At 53.4% G+C, this 16,008-nt stretch carries 13 protein-coding genes (1 of these 13 running past the window's edge); 2 read left to right on the top strand and 11 right to left on the bottom strand.

Annotation, left to right across the window (positions count from 1 at the left end):
• Window positions 1–62 precede the first annotated feature (62 nt).
• The 11 genes from P0X86_RS04405 to P0X86_RS04355 form a co-directional block, all read right to left on the bottom strand.
• Window positions 63–1,661, bottom strand: a complete 1,599-nt coding sequence (locus P0X86_RS04405) for a response regulator transcription factor (RefSeq protein ID WP_277747871.1) — start codon at window positions 1,659–1,661, stop codon at window positions 63–65.
• Window positions 1,662–1,683: 22 nt separating this feature from the next.
• Window positions 1,684–3,027 (bottom strand): ABC transporter substrate-binding protein, encoded by a 1,344-nt coding sequence (locus P0X86_RS04400; protein WP_277747870.1) that lies wholly within the window; start codon window positions 3,025–3,027, stop codon window positions 1,684–1,686.
• 15 nt (window positions 3,028–3,042) lie between these two features.
• Window positions 3,043–4,767 (bottom strand): cache domain-containing sensor histidine kinase, encoded by a 1,725-nt coding sequence (locus P0X86_RS04395; RefSeq protein WP_277747869.1) that lies wholly within the window; start codon window positions 4,765–4,767, stop codon window positions 3,043–3,045.
• Between the two features lie 79 nt (window positions 4,768–4,846).
• Window positions 4,847–5,710, bottom strand: a complete 864-nt coding sequence (locus P0X86_RS04390; RefSeq protein ID WP_277747868.1) for a carbohydrate ABC transporter permease — start codon at window positions 5,708–5,710, stop codon at window positions 4,847–4,849.
• Complete coding sequence (locus P0X86_RS04385) at window positions 5,707–6,663, bottom strand: carbohydrate ABC transporter permease (protein WP_009592284.1); 957 nt, start codon at window positions 6,661–6,663, stop codon at window positions 5,707–5,709. The genes P0X86_RS04390 and P0X86_RS04385 overlap by 4 nt, the downstream gene beginning before the upstream one ends.
• Before the next feature lie 120 nt (window positions 6,664–6,783).
• Entirely contained in the window at window positions 6,784–8,136 is a 1,353-nt protein-coding gene (locus tag P0X86_RS04380; protein ID WP_090912166.1) for an ABC transporter substrate-binding protein, read from the bottom strand.
• A 188-nt stretch (window positions 8,137–8,324) separates the two neighbouring features.
• Window positions 8,325–9,305, bottom strand: coding sequence for a ketoacyl-ACP synthase III (locus P0X86_RS04375; protein ID WP_176502472.1), 981 nt, complete (start codon window positions 9,303–9,305; stop codon window positions 8,325–8,327).
• A 177-nt stretch (window positions 9,306–9,482) separates the two neighbouring features.
• Complete coding sequence (locus P0X86_RS04370; RefSeq protein ID WP_277747867.1) at window positions 9,483–10,799, bottom strand: MBL fold metallo-hydrolase; 1,317 nt, start codon at window positions 10,797–10,799, stop codon at window positions 9,483–9,485.
• Window positions 10,796–12,439 carry an ABC transporter permease gene (locus P0X86_RS04365; protein ID WP_277748990.1) on the bottom strand — a complete coding sequence of 548 codons (1,644 nt, stop codon included), beginning with the start codon at window positions 12,437–12,439 and terminating at the stop codon, window positions 10,796–10,798. The genes P0X86_RS04370 and P0X86_RS04365 overlap by 4 nt, the downstream gene beginning before the upstream one ends.
• A gap of 88 nt (window positions 12,440–12,527) precedes the next feature.
• Window positions 12,528–13,595 carry an ABC transporter substrate-binding protein gene (locus tag P0X86_RS04360; protein WP_277747866.1) on the bottom strand — a complete coding sequence of 356 codons (1,068 nt, stop codon included), beginning with the start codon at window positions 13,593–13,595 and terminating at the stop codon, window positions 12,528–12,530.
• Window positions 13,596–13,612: 17 nt separating this feature from the next.
• Window positions 13,613–14,659, bottom strand: a complete 1,047-nt coding sequence (locus P0X86_RS04355) for an ABC transporter ATP-binding protein (protein ID WP_277747865.1) — start codon at window positions 14,657–14,659, stop codon at window positions 13,613–13,615.
• 172 nt (window positions 14,660–14,831) lie between these two features.
• On the opposite strand from P0X86_RS04355, the gene P0X86_RS04350 reads away from it, so the two are divergent.
• Both P0X86_RS04350 and P0X86_RS04345 read left to right on the top strand, forming a co-directional pair.
• Complete coding sequence (locus P0X86_RS04350; RefSeq protein ID WP_277747864.1) at window positions 14,832–15,743, top strand: LysR family transcriptional regulator; 912 nt, start codon at window positions 14,832–14,834, stop codon at window positions 15,741–15,743.
• 165 nt (window positions 15,744–15,908) lie between these two features.
• Window positions 15,909–16,008, top strand: the 5' end (the start) of a protein-coding gene (locus tag P0X86_RS04345) for a hypothetical protein (protein WP_277747863.1). Its footprint extends 698 nt past the window's final position; the window shows 100 of its 798 coding nt (coding positions 1–100); its start codon is at window positions 15,909–15,911; its stop codon lies beyond the right edge, outside the window.

Genomic DNA, 16,008 nt, shown 5'->3' with positions numbered 1-16,008 from the left:
CTCCTATGTTGAATACTATCCGCAAAATATCCGATTTCAATATCATGGGATCAAGGTCCGTTTTATGTTTTGGAGACCGCCTCTTCCCGATACTCCGATGGCGTTTTCCCCGTGATTTTCTTAAATACCTGGGTGAAGTATCGCGGATCCTGATACCCTACCAGCGGCGCTACCTGGTACACCTTCACGTCCGTATTCAGCAGAATGCTCTTGGCCTTCTCGATCCGGCACTCCGTCAAGTACTCCAGAAACGTATAGCCAGTCGTTCCCTTAAACAGCGTGCAGAAATGACTGATGCTCAAATCCGCCAGCTCCGAAACCTCTTCGATGGTCAGATCCTTCTGGTAATTCTCCGCGATATACTCCTTGGCTTTGCCCATCACGGCTTGAACATTGTCTTTGGCCTGCCCGGACCGGCTCTCGGCAATCCATTTGCTGAAGTGACTCTTGATGACGTCCATCAGCTGCTGAAGCGTGCCGGATGCATGAAGCTCCTGCAGCAGTTCCTCCAGCGACCACTCAAACAGCACCTTCATATGCTCAAACTGCCGATACAGCACGACGCTCATCTCCAGCAGCACCCGCTCGGTCATCTCCCTGCTGAACGCATGCTCCTCGATATAAGCCTTGGTTTCGTCAAAAAGCTCCAGAAGCCGCTCCTTATGAAGCGTGCGGATGCTTTCCACCATGAGCGACTCGAGATGCTTCGGATACTTCGCTTCGCTGGCCGTTTCCAGCACCGAATCGGGCGCACCGAGAAACACGCCCTCTTCCCCGGAATAAAACCGCTGGTACAATGCGCGCACGGCCGTCTCGTAAGCCGTTCCCAAGCGGTCGATGCCGGCCATGCTGGGACTGAAGCCGACCGAGCAGGACAGCTTCGTGTTCCGCTTGATCAATTGCACCAGATCCCGGCCGATATCCTCCTGCCGCTCCTTCGTCAGGTTCGGAAACAGCAGCACCCATTCCCCGCTGCGGAAAGGAAATACCGTCAGCCCGCCATGCTGCAAGGACCACTCCTCGAGGACGTTCCGTACGGCAAACAGCCACAGGCGCTTCTCGTCCATGCTCCACAGCTCGTTAAGCCGCAAATATTGATCCAATTGAATGACGGCCATCGTGTATCCATGCTCCAGCTCGCTGTCCTCCAGCCACTGCATATGCTGCAGGGGACTACGGTTCCCTTCGATGAATTCGGTCAGCATCCGCTCCCGGGCCAGCAGCGACAGAACCTTGATCGAGTGGAGCATCTGGTCATCCGCAATCTGCTTCTCCAGCGTTCTGGCCGCCCTGGCAATCGTTTCGGTCAGTTCATCGTGGTCGATCGGCTTCAGCAAATAATCGAAAGCCCCTTCGCGCAGCGCTTCCCTCGCGTATTCGAATTCGCCGTACCCGCTGATGAAAATAATGATTCGTCTTGCCTGATCCGCCTTCAGTTCCTTCATGAGCGTAATGCCGTCCATCCCCGGCATCCGAATATCGCTGATAATGATATGCGGCGACACTTCGCGCGCCAGCTTCAATGCGCCGTCTCCGCTCTTGGCCTCCCCAACGACCTCCAGATCGAGCTCATCCCATGGAATAGCCGCCTTCAGGCTGCGCAGTATGATCGGCTCATCATCGACCAGCATGACTCTGAATTTGCCTTCCGATCCGCCCATGACGTTCCCCCCTGTCTCCTGTTTACTCTGCTGCCGTATTCCGCCTAAGCTTCCAATACCGGACCGAGGACTTCTGAATTTGCTCCAATGCGCCGGCAGCATCGATCCGTCCTCCAATCATATCCTCGATCACCTTAAGGAACGAACTGTTCACCTCGGGTGATAACGTGTTGTCGTAAGGCAGAAAGGTGCTCGTGGATTCCTCCATCAATTCCGTGACTTGGGCAAAAACGGGCCCGGTTTTCTTCGAATCATAGTCAATCTTCATCGAAGGGACGCGCAGCCCTTCATACACCAGCCGAGTCTGCACCTCCGGGGTATAGAACATGCCCAGCAGCTCCAGAGCCGATTGCTTTTTCGTTTCATCCAAGTCCGATGACAGCCCGATGCCGATCGTATATCCCCCTGCCAAGGAGCGTTCTTCGCCGGGAAAAAGCGACGGAAAGGGAATGACGCCGATCTCATTCTGAAAATCCGGGTAATCCTCATTCTGCAGCAGCGTGATATCCCAGCTGCCGTTCATATACATCGCCGCTTTTCCTTCCGTGAACTGGGCAATCGCTTCTTCCGTGGAAAGATCGTTTGCGTTCGGACTGAACGCCCCTTCTTCGATCCACAGCTCCAAGTGCTCAAACGCCTCCAAATACGACTCTTGCACAAAGCTGGCCTGATCATCGCCTTCAACCAGGCGGTCAATCAGTTCCGGCCCGGCGTAGCGATCCATGAAATAATGGGCAAAAATTCCCGCCGGCCACCTGTCTTCGTTGCCGACCGCAAAGGGGATGATGTCGTTCTCCCGAAGGACACGAATAGCTTCGTCCATCTCTCCCAGCGTCTTCGGAGGCTCCAGCTTCAGCTGCCGGAATAAAGCCCGGTTATAATAAATCGGCTCTGCGTGTCCCTCGAAGGGCAGGCCATAGATCCTGTCCTCGAAGGTCCAATGGTGCAGATCCTTGAACTGCTCCTTCAATCCGGTATCCTGCAAAAAATCCGTTAAATCCATCAACCGGTTGGATCTGGCATAAGGCACGATCTCGGCCCCTCCGAACAAAACAAACATATCCGGCGGCGTGCCGGTCACCATCTCGCTCTTCAGCTTTTGTTCCCGGTGAATCGTCTGATCGATGCTCTCGAAGTTCACCTTTACGTTTGGATGCGCTTTCTCATAAGTGCGGACGATGCTCTCGAATACGGCCAGCACCGGCTTGTCATGCTCTTTGTTCCAGAAATGCCGGAACGTTAGCGTGATTTTCTCGGGCTGTTCCTCCTGAGCCGGTCCCTGATTCTGTACCGTCACCCACAAGACAGACAGCGCCAACAGAGCGGCATATCCGACGATCCAGCCCCAATTCCAAAACCATCTCACCCTGCAGCCCCCCTGTCATGTCAGTATTTTCGGTATTCGAATTCGTATCAAGGAGCCGTAACCTGGAGAGGAACAGATCATCAGGCCGTAACGGCTGCCAAACCGGATCCGCAGCCTTTGATGGACATTCTTCAATCCGACCCCGTTCTCGCGGTACTTTTTGAGCTGTCCCGGATCCGAATTCCACAGCTTCATCAGCGTTTCCGGATCGAAGCCCGGACCGTTGTCCTCCACGTCAATCACGATATCCTCGCCGTTCTCGGACACCCGGATGGAGATGAGTCCGCTCTCCTCCATCGGCTCGATCCCGTGATATAAAGCGTTCTCAACAATCGGCTGAACGATCAGCTTTTGCGTAACGTAGTGCCTCAGTTCATTCGGAAGCTCAATGCCGTAATCGAATTTTTCCTCGAACCTGAATTTCTGTATCCGCATATAATGCTGGACATGCTCCAGCTCCATGCTGAGGGGGATAAGCTCATGATGCTCGCTGATGCTGATACGCAGCAGCTTACCAAGCGAAACCACCATCTTGCTGATATCCTTATTGCCCTGAAGCACGGCCATCGAATTGATCGATTCCAGTGAATTATAGATGAAGTGCGGATTGATCTGAGCGACCAGCGCCTGCAGCTCCGCTTCCTTTTTTCGTGCTTGTTCCGTCTCGACCTGCCCAATCAGCTCCTGGATCTGGGTGCTCATCCGGTTAAAGCCGTCGATCAACAAATCCGTCTCGTCCTCCGCCACATTATGCGACGGGATCGGAACGAAGATGCCCTGCTTGACGCGCTTCATTCCGTTCACCGCGCTAATGATGCTGCGCACCATTCTGCGCACAAAAAAACGGTCGAACAGGAACGCCGACACGAGCGAGATCAGTCCCAGGATCAAGGCTAGGTTGCGAATCGGGACCGATTCGGCCGAAATCAGTTTGCTTGGCGTGATGGCGACCAGAAACCAATCTTTATTATGGGAAGGTGAATATGTGATCAGCGATTTTTCGCCTGCATATTGATCGATGTAGTAGCCTTTTCCATTCGTCTTATAACTATCCGAGAGAAACGGGAATTCCGTCCGCTCCCCGATATGCCCGCCTGACTTGCTGAACACGATGTGCCCCTGCTGGTTGACCAGCAAAATATCTCCCTGCTTCAGCGTTGCCGCCTCCCAGAACACCTGATCCAGGAGATCAGGCTTCACGTAGATCACCACGGTTCCGATATCCTCCAGCGAGTAATAGTCCTTGATGACCCTGGATTGAATCAAAACGGGAGCGCCGTCAGCCGCAGAGCCGTTCTCGCCGGGTCCGACCCATACGGGACGCCCCTCCGCCTTTTCCACCGCTTCATACCATGCCTGCTGCCTCAGTTCCTGAAGCTCCATTCCGCCATTCGTGTTATACATCAGCCGGTCATTCGAATAAAAAGCAAACGACGCAATCATCGGATGATTGATCAGATTGTTGATCTCCTGCCGCCGTTCATAGGTAACCGCGTATTCCGGCTGTTTCAGCATCTGCTGAACCGATTGCTGGGTAATCGCCGAGTTCGAAATCGTCGTGATTTCGTTCAAGGCGAACTTCAGTTTCCGATCCGTTTCCAGGAGCGAAATCCAGTAGAAATCATTCGACTTCTTCTCCATCGCTTCCGAAAAGCTGTAATAGGATACCCCGCCCAGCGCGATAACCGGAATGAAGACCAGAAGAATAATAGCCAGCAATATCTTTCGGCGGAGTTTCATGGATCCTTCCTCCCTCCACTCTACTATGTCTATTATTCTTCATGACAGGCCGCATTCCTTGTCGACTTCACCTTGCTTGTTAACTTTTTATGGCGCCTGATGTCAATCCGGCGATGACCCATCGGCTGAACAACAGAAATACGATGAGAAGCGGCAGCGTCGCCGTGAAGGTGGCCGACATGATCATGCCGAAATCAAGGCCGTCCTTATTGGTGAACAATTGCTGCAGCGCAATTTGAATGGTGTAATTCTCTCTGTTTTTCAATACGACGAGCGGCCAGAAGAAATCATTCCACACGTTCATGAAGTTCAGAATCCCGAGCGTAGCCATCGCCGGGGTGACAACGGGAATGGCAATGTTCCAGAAGATCCGGAAATGCCCGCCGCCGTCGATCCGCCCCGCTTCGATCAGCTCGGTATGAACGGCAGAGGCGATGTACTGCCGCATCCAGAAGATGCCGAAGGCATTGACCATGGCCGGCACGACCAGCGCTTTGTAGCTGTCGATCCAGTGCAGCTTGGCCATGATGACGTATTGTGGAAGCACGCCCAGCTGGGCAGGCACCAGCATCGTGGCAATGACAAAAACAAACAGCGTCTTTTTCAGAGGAAACTCATACTTGGCAAAAGCATAACCCGCCAGCGTGCAGAGGAACACAACGGACAGGGTCACGGCCGTAGACACCACCACCGAGTTCATCAAGGCCCTGAAAAAATCCGTCCGCTCCAGCACGCGCGCGAAGTTATCGAAAAACTGCGTGCCGGGCGTAAGCAGCGGCGGAATGTGAAATGCCGCATCCTTGTCATTGGTAGCCACGACAAACATCCAGTAGAACGGGAAGACCGAGACCAGCGCGCCAAGGACCATGAAAAGATAGAAAAAGAATTTCGCGACGACACCGGGTTCATCCGGCTTTTTTCGGCTTATGGCGACTGTGCTCATGCTTTTTTACCTCCCGAATCTTTGCCTTCGCGGCCCAATATCATATTTAATACCGAGAACAGAATGGTGGCGATGAACAAGAGAACCGCCGTTGCCGCAGCCGTACCGAAGAATCCGTTCTTAAATGCTTCGTTATACAAATAGGTGACCATCGTGACCCCTTCCTGACGCGTAGAACCCGTGCCGGACTGACCGAGGAATACATAAGGCTCCGTAAACAATTGGAGCGCGCCGATCGTCGATACCAAAGTGACGAACAGAATGAATGGGCGAAGAAGCGGCAGCGTGATATAGAGCAGCTGCTGGCCTCGGGTGGCCCCGTCGATTTTGGCCGCTTCATAAATATCGGTCGGAATGCTCTGCAGCCCCGACAGAAAAATAATGGCGTTATAGCCCATCCACCGCCACATGACCATGGACGATATTGCGATTTTGACTCCCCACCAGCCGGAGTTGAACGGCACGCTTTCCGCACCGAAGGTGTTCAGCAGCCAGTTGACCATCCCGTTGTTTCCGAACATCGTGCTGAACACCAGCGTCACCGCAACGATGGAGGTGATGTTCGGCATAAAATACAGGATGCGGAACGTGTTCTTGAATCTGTTCAAGGCCGAGTTGAGCATAACCGCAACAAATAATGCCACAATCAGCTGCGGCACGGTTCCCATCAGAGCCATTATGAGCGTGTTGCTAAATGCGATCCAGAAGGTCGGGTCGCTTGTAATAAGCTCGTAATTCTTGAAGCCGACGTATTTCATCGGTCCGAGCGCATCCCATTTGAAGAAGGACAAATAGATGGTAAACAGGATCGGATACAGACCGAAGATTGCGAACAATATAAAGAATGGCGATATAAACGTATAAGCCGTAAACCGGCTTCGCACGGTCTCCGTCAACAAGCGCCGCCTTTGCGGCACCGGTTGCGGCGATTCTGCCGTTGCTGTGTCAGCCATGATGCACCTCCAGGTAGGTAAGGATAAATCCGAACCCGAGCGAAGGGCGCTTTATCCCTTCTCGGGTTCGGACGGTTATTGGATATGAACGGGCTAGCTGGAATGATCCTTCTGTTTAACCTAGCTGCGATCGACCAGCGTCTTGATTTGCTTCATTGCGCTTTCCCATTCTTTTTGCGGGTCGGCCTTTTTCTCCAGCACGTTTTTGAGCGCGTTTTTGATGATCGTGTCGGTCTGGTCATGAAGCGGTCCGTAGTAAACCGGCTTGATGCGTTCCGCCGATTTGGCATACGCTTCGGAAATGACCTGGCCGCCGAAGAATTCGTCCTTCTCTTCCGTGAACGAAGGCTCGCTGTATACCGCCGGGATGGACGGGAACAATCCGCTGTCCTTAAACGATTTCAGCTGATTTTCCTTGTTCAGCACCCACGAGATGAATTCGTAAGCTTCCTTCGAATGTTTGCCTTCCTTCGGCAGGGTCAGGAACGAACCGCCCCAGTTGCCTGCTCCTTCAGGAAGCTGGGCAATCTGCCATTTGCCTGCGGTGTCCTTCGCATTGCGGATGGTACCGGCAATCCAAGCCGGGCCGAGCATAACGCCGAAGTCGCCGTCATTGATCGCTTTTTGCCATTCAGGAGACCATAGAATCCAGTTGCCGATCCAGCCTTCCTGAATTCCTTTTACCGTAAAGTCGTAAGCTTTTCTCACTTGCGGGTTCGTATCTCCGATAAAAGAGCCGTCCTCTTTGTTGAAGTAGATTTGATCCGGGGATTGGTCACGCACCCCGTTGTAGACCAGGTCCGTCAAATCGGCGAAAGGCTTTCCTGTTTTGCTTGTGAAATCCTTGGCCACGCTGGCGAATTTGTCCCATGAATCGATCGCAGCGCTGAAGCCGTCCGGATCGGTTGGCAGTCCTGCTTGCTCAGCCAGATCCGTACGGTAATAGACGACCGTAGGGCCGATGTCTGTTGGCAGACCGAGTTGGAAGGTGCCGTCGACCGATGTGGCCTGCTTCCATTTCCACTCCAGGTAGTTGCCCTCTAAGTCTTTGGCGCCGAGGTCGTACAGGTTATAGAACTTATCCTGGTTATTGATGAAGCGCTCCATGAAGGCAATTTCCAGCTGGAAAATGTCGGGTGCGCCAGAGCCCGCGGACAACGCCGTCGTCAGATTGTTGTGGTGCGCCGTTTGGTCCGACGTATTCTGGAATTTGAACGTGATGTTCGGATGCTCTTTCGTATATTCCTTTGCCAGATCTTCATAGTTGGTCGTTCCGAGCGACCAGAAGGAGAGCTCGATTTTCTCTGTGGACTCGGTTCCTTCTTTCGTATTGTCCGTTCCTTCATTGCTGCTGCCTCCCCCCGGAGATTCAGCCGTACTGCTTCCGTTTCCGCCACCGCCTCCACATGCGGCCAGCGTGAACACCATGATGACACTCAGGAGCAGCAAGCTCCATGATTTAAACCTTTTCATTCTTCTACCCCTCTTCCATGGAACGTATTTTTCTTCTTTAGTCTAATGAAAGCGGCGCCAAATTTTGAGGAGGCAAACTTTCGAATTTGAGTTGAATATATTACGATTCACGTTCGTCCGCTCGAAAAATTGCAGCACTAAAAAACCGCATATCGAATATCGATAGCGGTTTATATAGCTTAGATTTGTCATATCGTCCATTTGACGATGGAACCCGCGTAGGTCATGCCTCCGCCGAATCCGTAGAGCAGTGCGTGGTCTCCCGCTTTCAGGCGCCCTTCGTCGACGGCCAGCTGAAGCGCAAGAGGAATGGAAGCTGCCGATGTATTCCCCCGGTACTCGACGCTGGTCAAGGTGCGGTCCATTGTAAACGGCCCCCGCTCGTTAATCGCCTCGATCATGCGGAGATTGGCGCTATGCGGAACAAACCAATCGACTTCGTCCGCGGTCATGCCCCCTTTGGACAAAAGGGCCCGGACGCCGTCCGGAATGTTCCGAATGGCCCACTTATAAATCTCGCGGCCATTTTGGACAAGGCATCCGCTCTTTAATTCCGTACCGTCCATTTGCTCGGAGAGAGCGGTTTTATACAGATGAATGCCGCCTTCGCCAAAAGTGCCCGAGACGGAAGCGATGATCCCCGCCGAAGACTCGTCTCTCTCCAACAATACGGCACCTGCGCCATCCCCAAACAATACGCATGTCGTTCGGTCGGTGTAATCCGTAATCTTTGATAGCGTTTCCGCGCCGATAACCAGAATTTTACGGTAGGCTCCCCCGGATATCAATCCGTCAGCCATCTGCAGCGCATATACGAATCCCGCACAGGCGGCATTCAGATCCAGCGCACCCGTGCTTGCGATGCCCAGCTTCGATTGCACTCTAGAAGCGGTACTGGGAAAAGAGTACTCCGGCGTGCTCGTGGCCACAAGAATCATATCCGCATCCTGCACGGTAACGCCATACCGTTCAACCATATCCTCCACAGCCTTAATGGCAAGATCGGACACGTACTGATCGGGAGCCGCAATCCGGCGTTCCCGCATGCCTGTTCGCTGGACGATCCACTCATCGCTCGTTTCCACCATCTTCTCTAAATCCGCATTCGTTAAGATCCGTTCAGGAACGTACGTCCCGATTGCCGTTATTCTCGACTTCGATTGGCTCATCATTCCCACCTCCAATTTTATAACCATTATAACACCAAGTATTAGGACTTGGTACTAATTAATTTTTTATATATGATTATTACAGCCTTCACCATCTTCGCCCCGATCTAAACACGCGGTCCCTCTTACACGAAAAAACCTTTATCGCTTTAAACGATAAAGGTTCTCTAATTAGAATCAGAAACAGACTTCCTCACCAATCGACATGGAATGTATCTGGATGCGGGGATCCCGCAATTCGTCTGTCAGACAGGCTTGCAGACGGTCTGTTTCTTCCTTGTCCGCATGGACAAGCACGGTATGCAGCGCCGGCACGCCGGTTATCATCCGACGAACGTCCGCCAAGCCTTGATGTACCTTATACCTGATTTTCCTGACAGAGCAGGCCCCGTACGACGCCGGATGTTGAAGGAGACGATGTCCAAAGGTCCCCTGTGAAACATGACCCGTCAGCAGAACCAGATTTCGGATATCGCCCGACATCTGCTGATAGTACCACTGCGCAAGCTTCGACTGCATCATCCCGTCGGTTACGAACCATAGCGAGGCCCCGTGCGTCTGAAGCAGCGACTCGCGTTCCGTTTCGCTGGCAGGCATGATCCAATCGTTCCGGTTCAGCACAAGCTCCAACTGCTTTCCTAATTCCAGGCCGGAATCCTTCTCGCGAAGCCACTCCGAACGACGCCGCAGTCGCTTCATCCCTTCGATCAGCGGCGCTTCGATCACGATCGGCACGTTTCTCCAATTTCGGTATGCCCACACAATCATTTCCTGCCCTCGGCCTGCGGCCGGAACCGGCAGCAGCACCTTCCCGCCGCTATGCAGCGTGCTCTCAATCTGCTGCTCCAATTGCCTCAGCTTATCGGCCTGGGAGTTTGGGTCGGTCCCGTAAGCCGCGTCCACGATAGCCAGGTCCAGCAGCGTGGAAGAAGGCTTATCTGCCAGAGCCGGACTATCATCCTCAAGCAGCAGAGATTCCGACGTATAATCGCCTGAATAGAAAATCCGTTTTCCTTCCGCCTCTACGAGGAACCAGACGGCCCCGACCATATGGCCGCTTCGCCCCCACATGACCTTTACGCCGGGAAACGCTTCAAACCATGTCAGCCTATCGCCCTCTTCCTCCAGATACCGATAGCGGATCGCCAGCTGATCCTCCTCCATATAGGGAAGCACCGCGCCGACTCTGGCGGTATACTCCTTCCAAGAGGCAAAATAGGCGGTTAACTGCGCCGCCGTCTCCCGGGTCGTCCATACCTCCCCTTTATATCCAAGCCGGTAGAGGAGCGGTATCGCCACCGAGTGATCCTCATGGGCATGGGACAGAAAGACCGCATCCAGCTTTGGCACCTGCTCTTGCTGGATCATGGGATAGTCTCCCGCTCCTTCTTTTTTGACGCCGCAATCCAGAAGCAAATGTACCTGGCTGCCGTTTAGTAAATAGGCGGAGCGGCCATGCTCTCCCGCACCGCCCCACACCGTCAGTTTCATCATGATGCATTCCACTTTCTTTTAGAATTCAAAGCTTCGACCAGCAGCAACAGCAGCACCGTCATGCCGACGGAGACAACGGCCATGGCCATCCCGAGCGATACCTGCCCCTGCTCGAACTGGGCAAAAATATACGTAGCCGATGTCTGCATCGACGGCGGCAGAATGAGCAGTGACCCGACCAGCTCCCGTGACGCTATGGTGAACGTCATGATCCATCCCGCCAGCATTCCGGGCATAATCAGGGGCAGCAAAATTCGCCGCAGGATGAGCAGAGGGCCGCCGCCGAAGACTTGACCCGCCTGGAACAGGGTGCCGTCAATCTGCGTAAAGCTGGCTTTGACGTATTGGACCGTGTATGGAAGAAACAGCACGACGTATGTCAGCACCACCATCCCGTACGTATTGTAGAGCGTCACCGGCATCCAAGGCGCATTCCAGAGCAGGATCAGACCGACTACCATGACGATGCCGGGCACCGTATTGGGCAGGAGGCTCAACAGATCAATGACCCGCTGCATCCGCGCCTGGGACTTGCCGATCGCCAGGGCAAAGCCGGTACCCAGCAGAACGGCAACCGTTGATGCTGCAAGCGACAAGCCCAGACTGTTACCGAGCGCCTTCTGGCTGACGGAACCCCAGGCCAGCAGTTCCTTGTAATGAGCTAGCGTCAGATTATCCAAGGACAATCCGGCTCCCCTGAGCTTCATCAAGGACGCCGCAATAACGGAAAAGTAAGGAATGCCGACGGATAATATCAGCAGCAAACCGATATATAGCGCACATATGGCACCTCTGCCCCCGCGCAGCGAATACCGTTTGGCACGTTGGCCTTTGCCGCCGACCAGACGGTAAGTAAACCTTCGGCTGATCGTAGACTGCATGTACCACATCACCAGGCATACCGACAGGAGAACGGAGGCAAGCGAGGTCGCTTTTCCGAAGTCGATCGGCCAGCTTGAGATGTATTTGTGAATTTCCGAGGTCATTACATAATAGCCGATCCGGCGGCCGAACGTTGCCGGGGTGCCGAATTCCGCAATCGTTTTGACAAACACCAGCATGGCACCCATGCCGTAGGAAGATAAGAGCAGCGGCAGTATGATTCTTCTAAACCGGTATCCCGCGCTTGCGCCATGAACCGCGCCGGCCTCCTCCAGATTCCCCCCGATCCGGATCAGGGCGTCCCGCAGCAGCAGGTAGAGAAACGGGAACAAGTGCAGGCTCATGATCAGCACCATTCCCCCGAAGCTGAAGAAGGAATCGCTCCATCCGGCTGCTCCCGGAAGCCGCTGCTGAAAATATCCGCCCTTTTGCATAAACAGAATCCAGCCCATCGAACCGATATAGGGCGGGGTCATGAACGGAATCATCAGAATCACGTCAACCCAACGATGCTGTCCCAGCCGGGTTTTTGCCATCATCCAGGCAAGCGGCAGCGCGAGCAGCGTCGATCCTGCCACCACGCATACCCCCAGCCAGATGGATTGCAGCAAAATGCCGGACAATTCATGGCCCGCAATCGTCCGTATCGGTGCCAGCCAATCGAAGTGCTGATCGGGGTATACGCTTTGCCAGAAAATAAGCAGCAGCGGCAAACCAATGCTAAGGCTAAGAAGAAAAAGGGCGAGAAGCACGCCCATTTTCCATAAAAATCGCGGACTGTCCATGATGACTGGTCTCACTGCGGTTCACCTCACATTGCCTTCCTGTGGTTCGCATGTATGCGATCTACTTAAATACATCGGAAAAACGGGCCGCGGTCTCATCCCCATGATCGTTCATCCAAGCCCAATCCACTTCAAACACCGGAATATCCTTCAGATTGGTCCGGCCTTCGGCCTCCACATCTTCGCGGCCCGGGATCAGATAGGCATCCGCCACCAGCTTCTGGGCTTCGTCCGACAGCAAGTAGTCGATGAAAGCCTTGGCATTATCCACATTCGGGCTGGATTTCAAAATTGCCGCCGGTCTTGGGCTTACGACGGTCCCTTCCTCCGGATATACGATGTCAAGCGGCTCCCCCTTGGCTTTGGCCGAATACGCCATGTAATCCACGCCTGCGGCAACCAAACTCTTGGCACCGGTGATCACCGGGTCCAGCGCTTCCTGATTCGCTCCTGCCATGGCGGTACCGTTCGCTTTATAGTTTTCGAACAGTTCCCAGCCCGCGTCGCCCTTCACGCTCAAGTAGCCCGTGATAAAATCAAGTGCCGATCCCGACAGCGTCGGATCCGGAATATTGACCGCATCCTTCCACTCCGGCAAACCCAGATCCGCCCAGCTTTGAGGCGGCGCAGAGACCAGATTGGTGTTGTATACAATCCCGAGCGCCGATGCGCTTGTGCTGAAATAGTTTCCTTCCGCGTCGGACCAATCCTTGTTCAGCTTGTCGGCATTGGCTGCTTCAGGATAAGGCAATGTCAGACCATCCGCCTTCAACGCCTGTGCGGAAGGGAGTGAAGCCAGGATGACCACATCCGCGACCGGATTCGATTTTTCCGCTTCCATCCGTGCCAGGATTTTGCCGGTTGTCCCTTGGAACATCTCTACCTTCACACCCGTCTTGGCCTCAAAGCCGCTCACGATATTGTCGGCCAGCTTTTGAGGGCCTGCGCTGTACAGAACGAGCTTGCCACCGGCAGCAGATGCATTTCCAGATACCGACAGGCTGCCGCTATCCTGTGCCGGCTTGGCTGAATCGCTATTCGTCGAGCTCCCGCATCCAAACAAACTCAGGCTCATGACGGATGCCAACAACAGCACCGCGCCTTTCTTGCGTAACTTCAATCGACTCATTTTTCCCCAACTCCCCTTCATCCTAAGCCTGCAGCAGCAGGCGCGCGTTTTGTTTTATTTGGCTGCGCATTCTTTGTGTTCCTATCATGAAACGGTTCTTCACCCATCCGGCAGATCGACCGGGGAGACACGTACAGATTCACGCGTTCTCCAACAGTTGTCCGCTTGTCGAGATAAGCGGTCCACGGATCCAAGCCGTCCACCTGCAGGCGAATTTCATATCGCTCGCCTACATAGCTGACGCTTAGAACGGTTGCCTGAAAGCATTCGTCCTCCTCGCTTGTCCTTTTCCAGGCCACATGCTCGGGCCTCACCATCGCCTGATCGTCCGTCAACCAATTGGACTTGCCGATAAAAGAAGCTACAAACGGATGGCTGGGTGCTTCATATATCGTCTCTGGGGTTCCACGCTGCAGTACTTTCCCCTTCCGCATCACCACGATTTCATCCGACATCGACATGGCTTCCACCTGATCGTGAGTGACATAAAGCGCAGTCAGCCCCATGTCCTTTACCAGCGACATCATTTCGATCCGCATCTCCTCCCTTAGCACGGCATCCAGTGCACTTAGCGGTTCATCAAACAGAACCAGGGCCGGACGGATCGCTACCGCTCTGGCAAAAGCAACCCGCTGCTGTTGCCCGCCGGACAGCTGGTGCGGGTAACGGTTCTCCATCCCTTCCAAGCGGACCATCGCCAGCGCTTCGGTTACTTGCTGCCTGAGATTCGCTTTAAGCTTGGCCGCCTTCAATCCGAATGCCACGTTCTCGTATACCGTCATATGCGGCCAGAGGGCAAAATCCTGGAATACCATCCCGAAGTTGCGTTTATGCGCCGGAACGTCAATCTTTTTGTGCTTGGAATAAATACACTGATCTGCCGCATAAATTTCTCCTCCGTCCGGCTGCTCCAGCCCGGCGATCATCCGTAACAGCGTGGTTTTGCCGCAGCCTGACGGCCCGAGCAATGTGGTGAATCGACCATGACGCAGCTTTAAATCGGTAGGAAGCAGCGCGGGTGTGCCTTCAAATGATTTATGAATCCCCCTGATTTCAATATCCATTTTTGATCCCTGCCTGTCTTCTTAAGCTGTTTCCAGTGTAAGGCTCACGTTTAAGCGTTGTATTAGATAAATGTAAAACAGGAATTAACTTTTTGTTTGAATTCTGTTGATACTCATAGATTAAATCTATATAGAGAGATAAATAAGGAGCATACAGGGGAGAGATGAACGAATGAATCTGATGAAGCTGCAAATTGTGGAGCTGATCGAACGCCATCATCATATGACTGCCGTGGCAGAGATACTTGGCATTAAGCAGCCGACGGTTACTTTTCATATGAAGTCATTGGAGGAGGAACTGCAAGTAAGACTGTTCGAGTCCCGAAGCGGAAAAACATTTCTCACCGAGGCCGGACAAGCCCTGCTCCATTATGCGATAAAAATAAACGCGCTGGCCAAAGAGTCTGAGCGGGTCGTCCGTGAATACGACAGCTTATATCGGGGAACGCTGCACATTGGAGCCAGTTATGTCCCTGCAACCTATCTGCTGCCAGGGATCTTGAATACCTTTTCGCATGAGTTTCCCGGCATACGGATTTCCTTGTCTGTCAAACCTTCGCCGGTCATCCGCGACATGTTGGGAAAGCACCAAATTGACCTGGGCATTATATCATCGGAGCCCTTCACGGGTCCGAGCCTGCAGGCCGAGCCCTTGTGCAAGGATGATCTGTCCCTGATATGTTCACCAGGCCATCCGCTGGCTTCATCGGATAACCCGCAGCCCGAGCAGATCATTCGCGGCCCCTTTGTCCTTCATGGAACCGAGTCCAGCACAAGGCAGCTGACCGATCTGTGGCTGCAGCAGCATGGTCTGCATATGCGGAGTCCCGTGGAGCTGGACTCGCTGGAAGCGATAAAACAACTTGTGTTTTTGGGGAATCATGTTTCCTTTATGTCGCGCATGGCAGTGCAGCGAGAGTTGCGGCAAGGGATGCTTAACGTCATGCCCATTCCCGGCCACCGGGCATCCAGGCATATATACTGCGTCCATAATAAGGACCGTCTTCCTTCCGTGCAAATTCAGCGTTTTCAGGAGGTTTTGCGGGAGATGGGCCAACAACTGGAGCAAGCTATGTGGGAATAGGAGATGCCTTCTGGTTCCAAGCAGAGGAATTAATAAAAAATGTATGCAAGTATTCAATTATTCTATATAGATTTGATACAGTCAGCCCTTCCCGTTAACAGCTCGTAATTAATCGGCGTTTAAAGTTAGCTGTGTACCTAAATCCATTTCATGGGAGTGATGGAATTGAAAAAATGGAAACAGCTGACGTTGTCATGTATGGTGGGATTTGCGATGCTGGGAAGCGGATTATCCGATTTTAGCGCCTCCGAAGTTTCGGCCGCTG

Source organism: Paenibacillus sp. BR1-192 (assembly GCF_029542445.1).
Classification (GTDB): domain Bacteria; phylum Bacillota; class Bacilli; order Paenibacillales; family Paenibacillaceae; genus Paenibacillus_AQ; species Paenibacillus_AQ lautus_A.
Note: the sequence above shows the minus strand (reverse complement) of the source record. Positions and strands in the feature narration are given on the sequence as shown.

Excerpts from the sequence above, each read along its gene's own strand:
- P0X86_RS04405 (WP_277747871.1), bottom strand. The coding sequence starts at position 1,661 with ATGGGCGGATCGGAAGGCAAATTCAGAGTCATGCTGGTCGATGATGAG.
- P0X86_RS04395 (WP_277747869.1), bottom strand. The coding sequence starts at position 4,767 with ATGAAACTCCGCCGAAAGATATTGCTGGCTATTATTCTTCTGGTCTTC.
- P0X86_RS04390 (WP_277747868.1), bottom strand. The coding sequence starts at position 5,710 with ATGAGCACAGTCGCCATAAGCCGAAAAAAGCCGGATGAACCCGGTGTC.
- P0X86_RS04385 (WP_009592284.1), bottom strand. The coding sequence starts at position 6,663 with ATGGCTGACACAGCAACGGCAGAATCGCCGCAACCGGTGCCGCAAAGG.
- P0X86_RS04380 (WP_090912166.1), bottom strand. The coding sequence starts at position 8,136 with ATGAAAAGGTTTAAATCATGGAGCTTGCTGCTCCTGAGTGTCATCATG.
- P0X86_RS04375 (WP_176502472.1), bottom strand. The coding sequence starts at position 9,305 with ATGAGCCAATCGAAGTCGAGAATAACGGCAATCGGGACGTACGTTCCT.
- P0X86_RS04370 (WP_277747867.1), bottom strand. The coding sequence starts at position 10,799 with ATGATGAAACTGACGGTGTGGGGCGGTGCGGGAGAGCATGGCCGCTCC.
- P0X86_RS04365 (WP_277748990.1), bottom strand. The coding sequence starts at position 12,439 with ATGGGCGTGCTTCTCGCCCTTTTTCTTCTTAGCCTTAGCATTGGTTTG.
- P0X86_RS04360 (WP_277747866.1), bottom strand. The coding sequence starts at position 13,595 with ATGAGTCGATTGAAGTTACGCAAGAAAGGCGCGGTGCTGTTGTTGGCA.
- P0X86_RS04355 (WP_277747865.1), bottom strand. The coding sequence starts at position 14,659 with ATGGATATTGAAATCAGGGGGATTCATAAATCATTTGAAGGCACACCC.
- P0X86_RS04350 (WP_277747864.1), top strand. The coding sequence starts at position 14,832 with ATGAATCTGATGAAGCTGCAAATTGTGGAGCTGATCGAACGCCATCAT.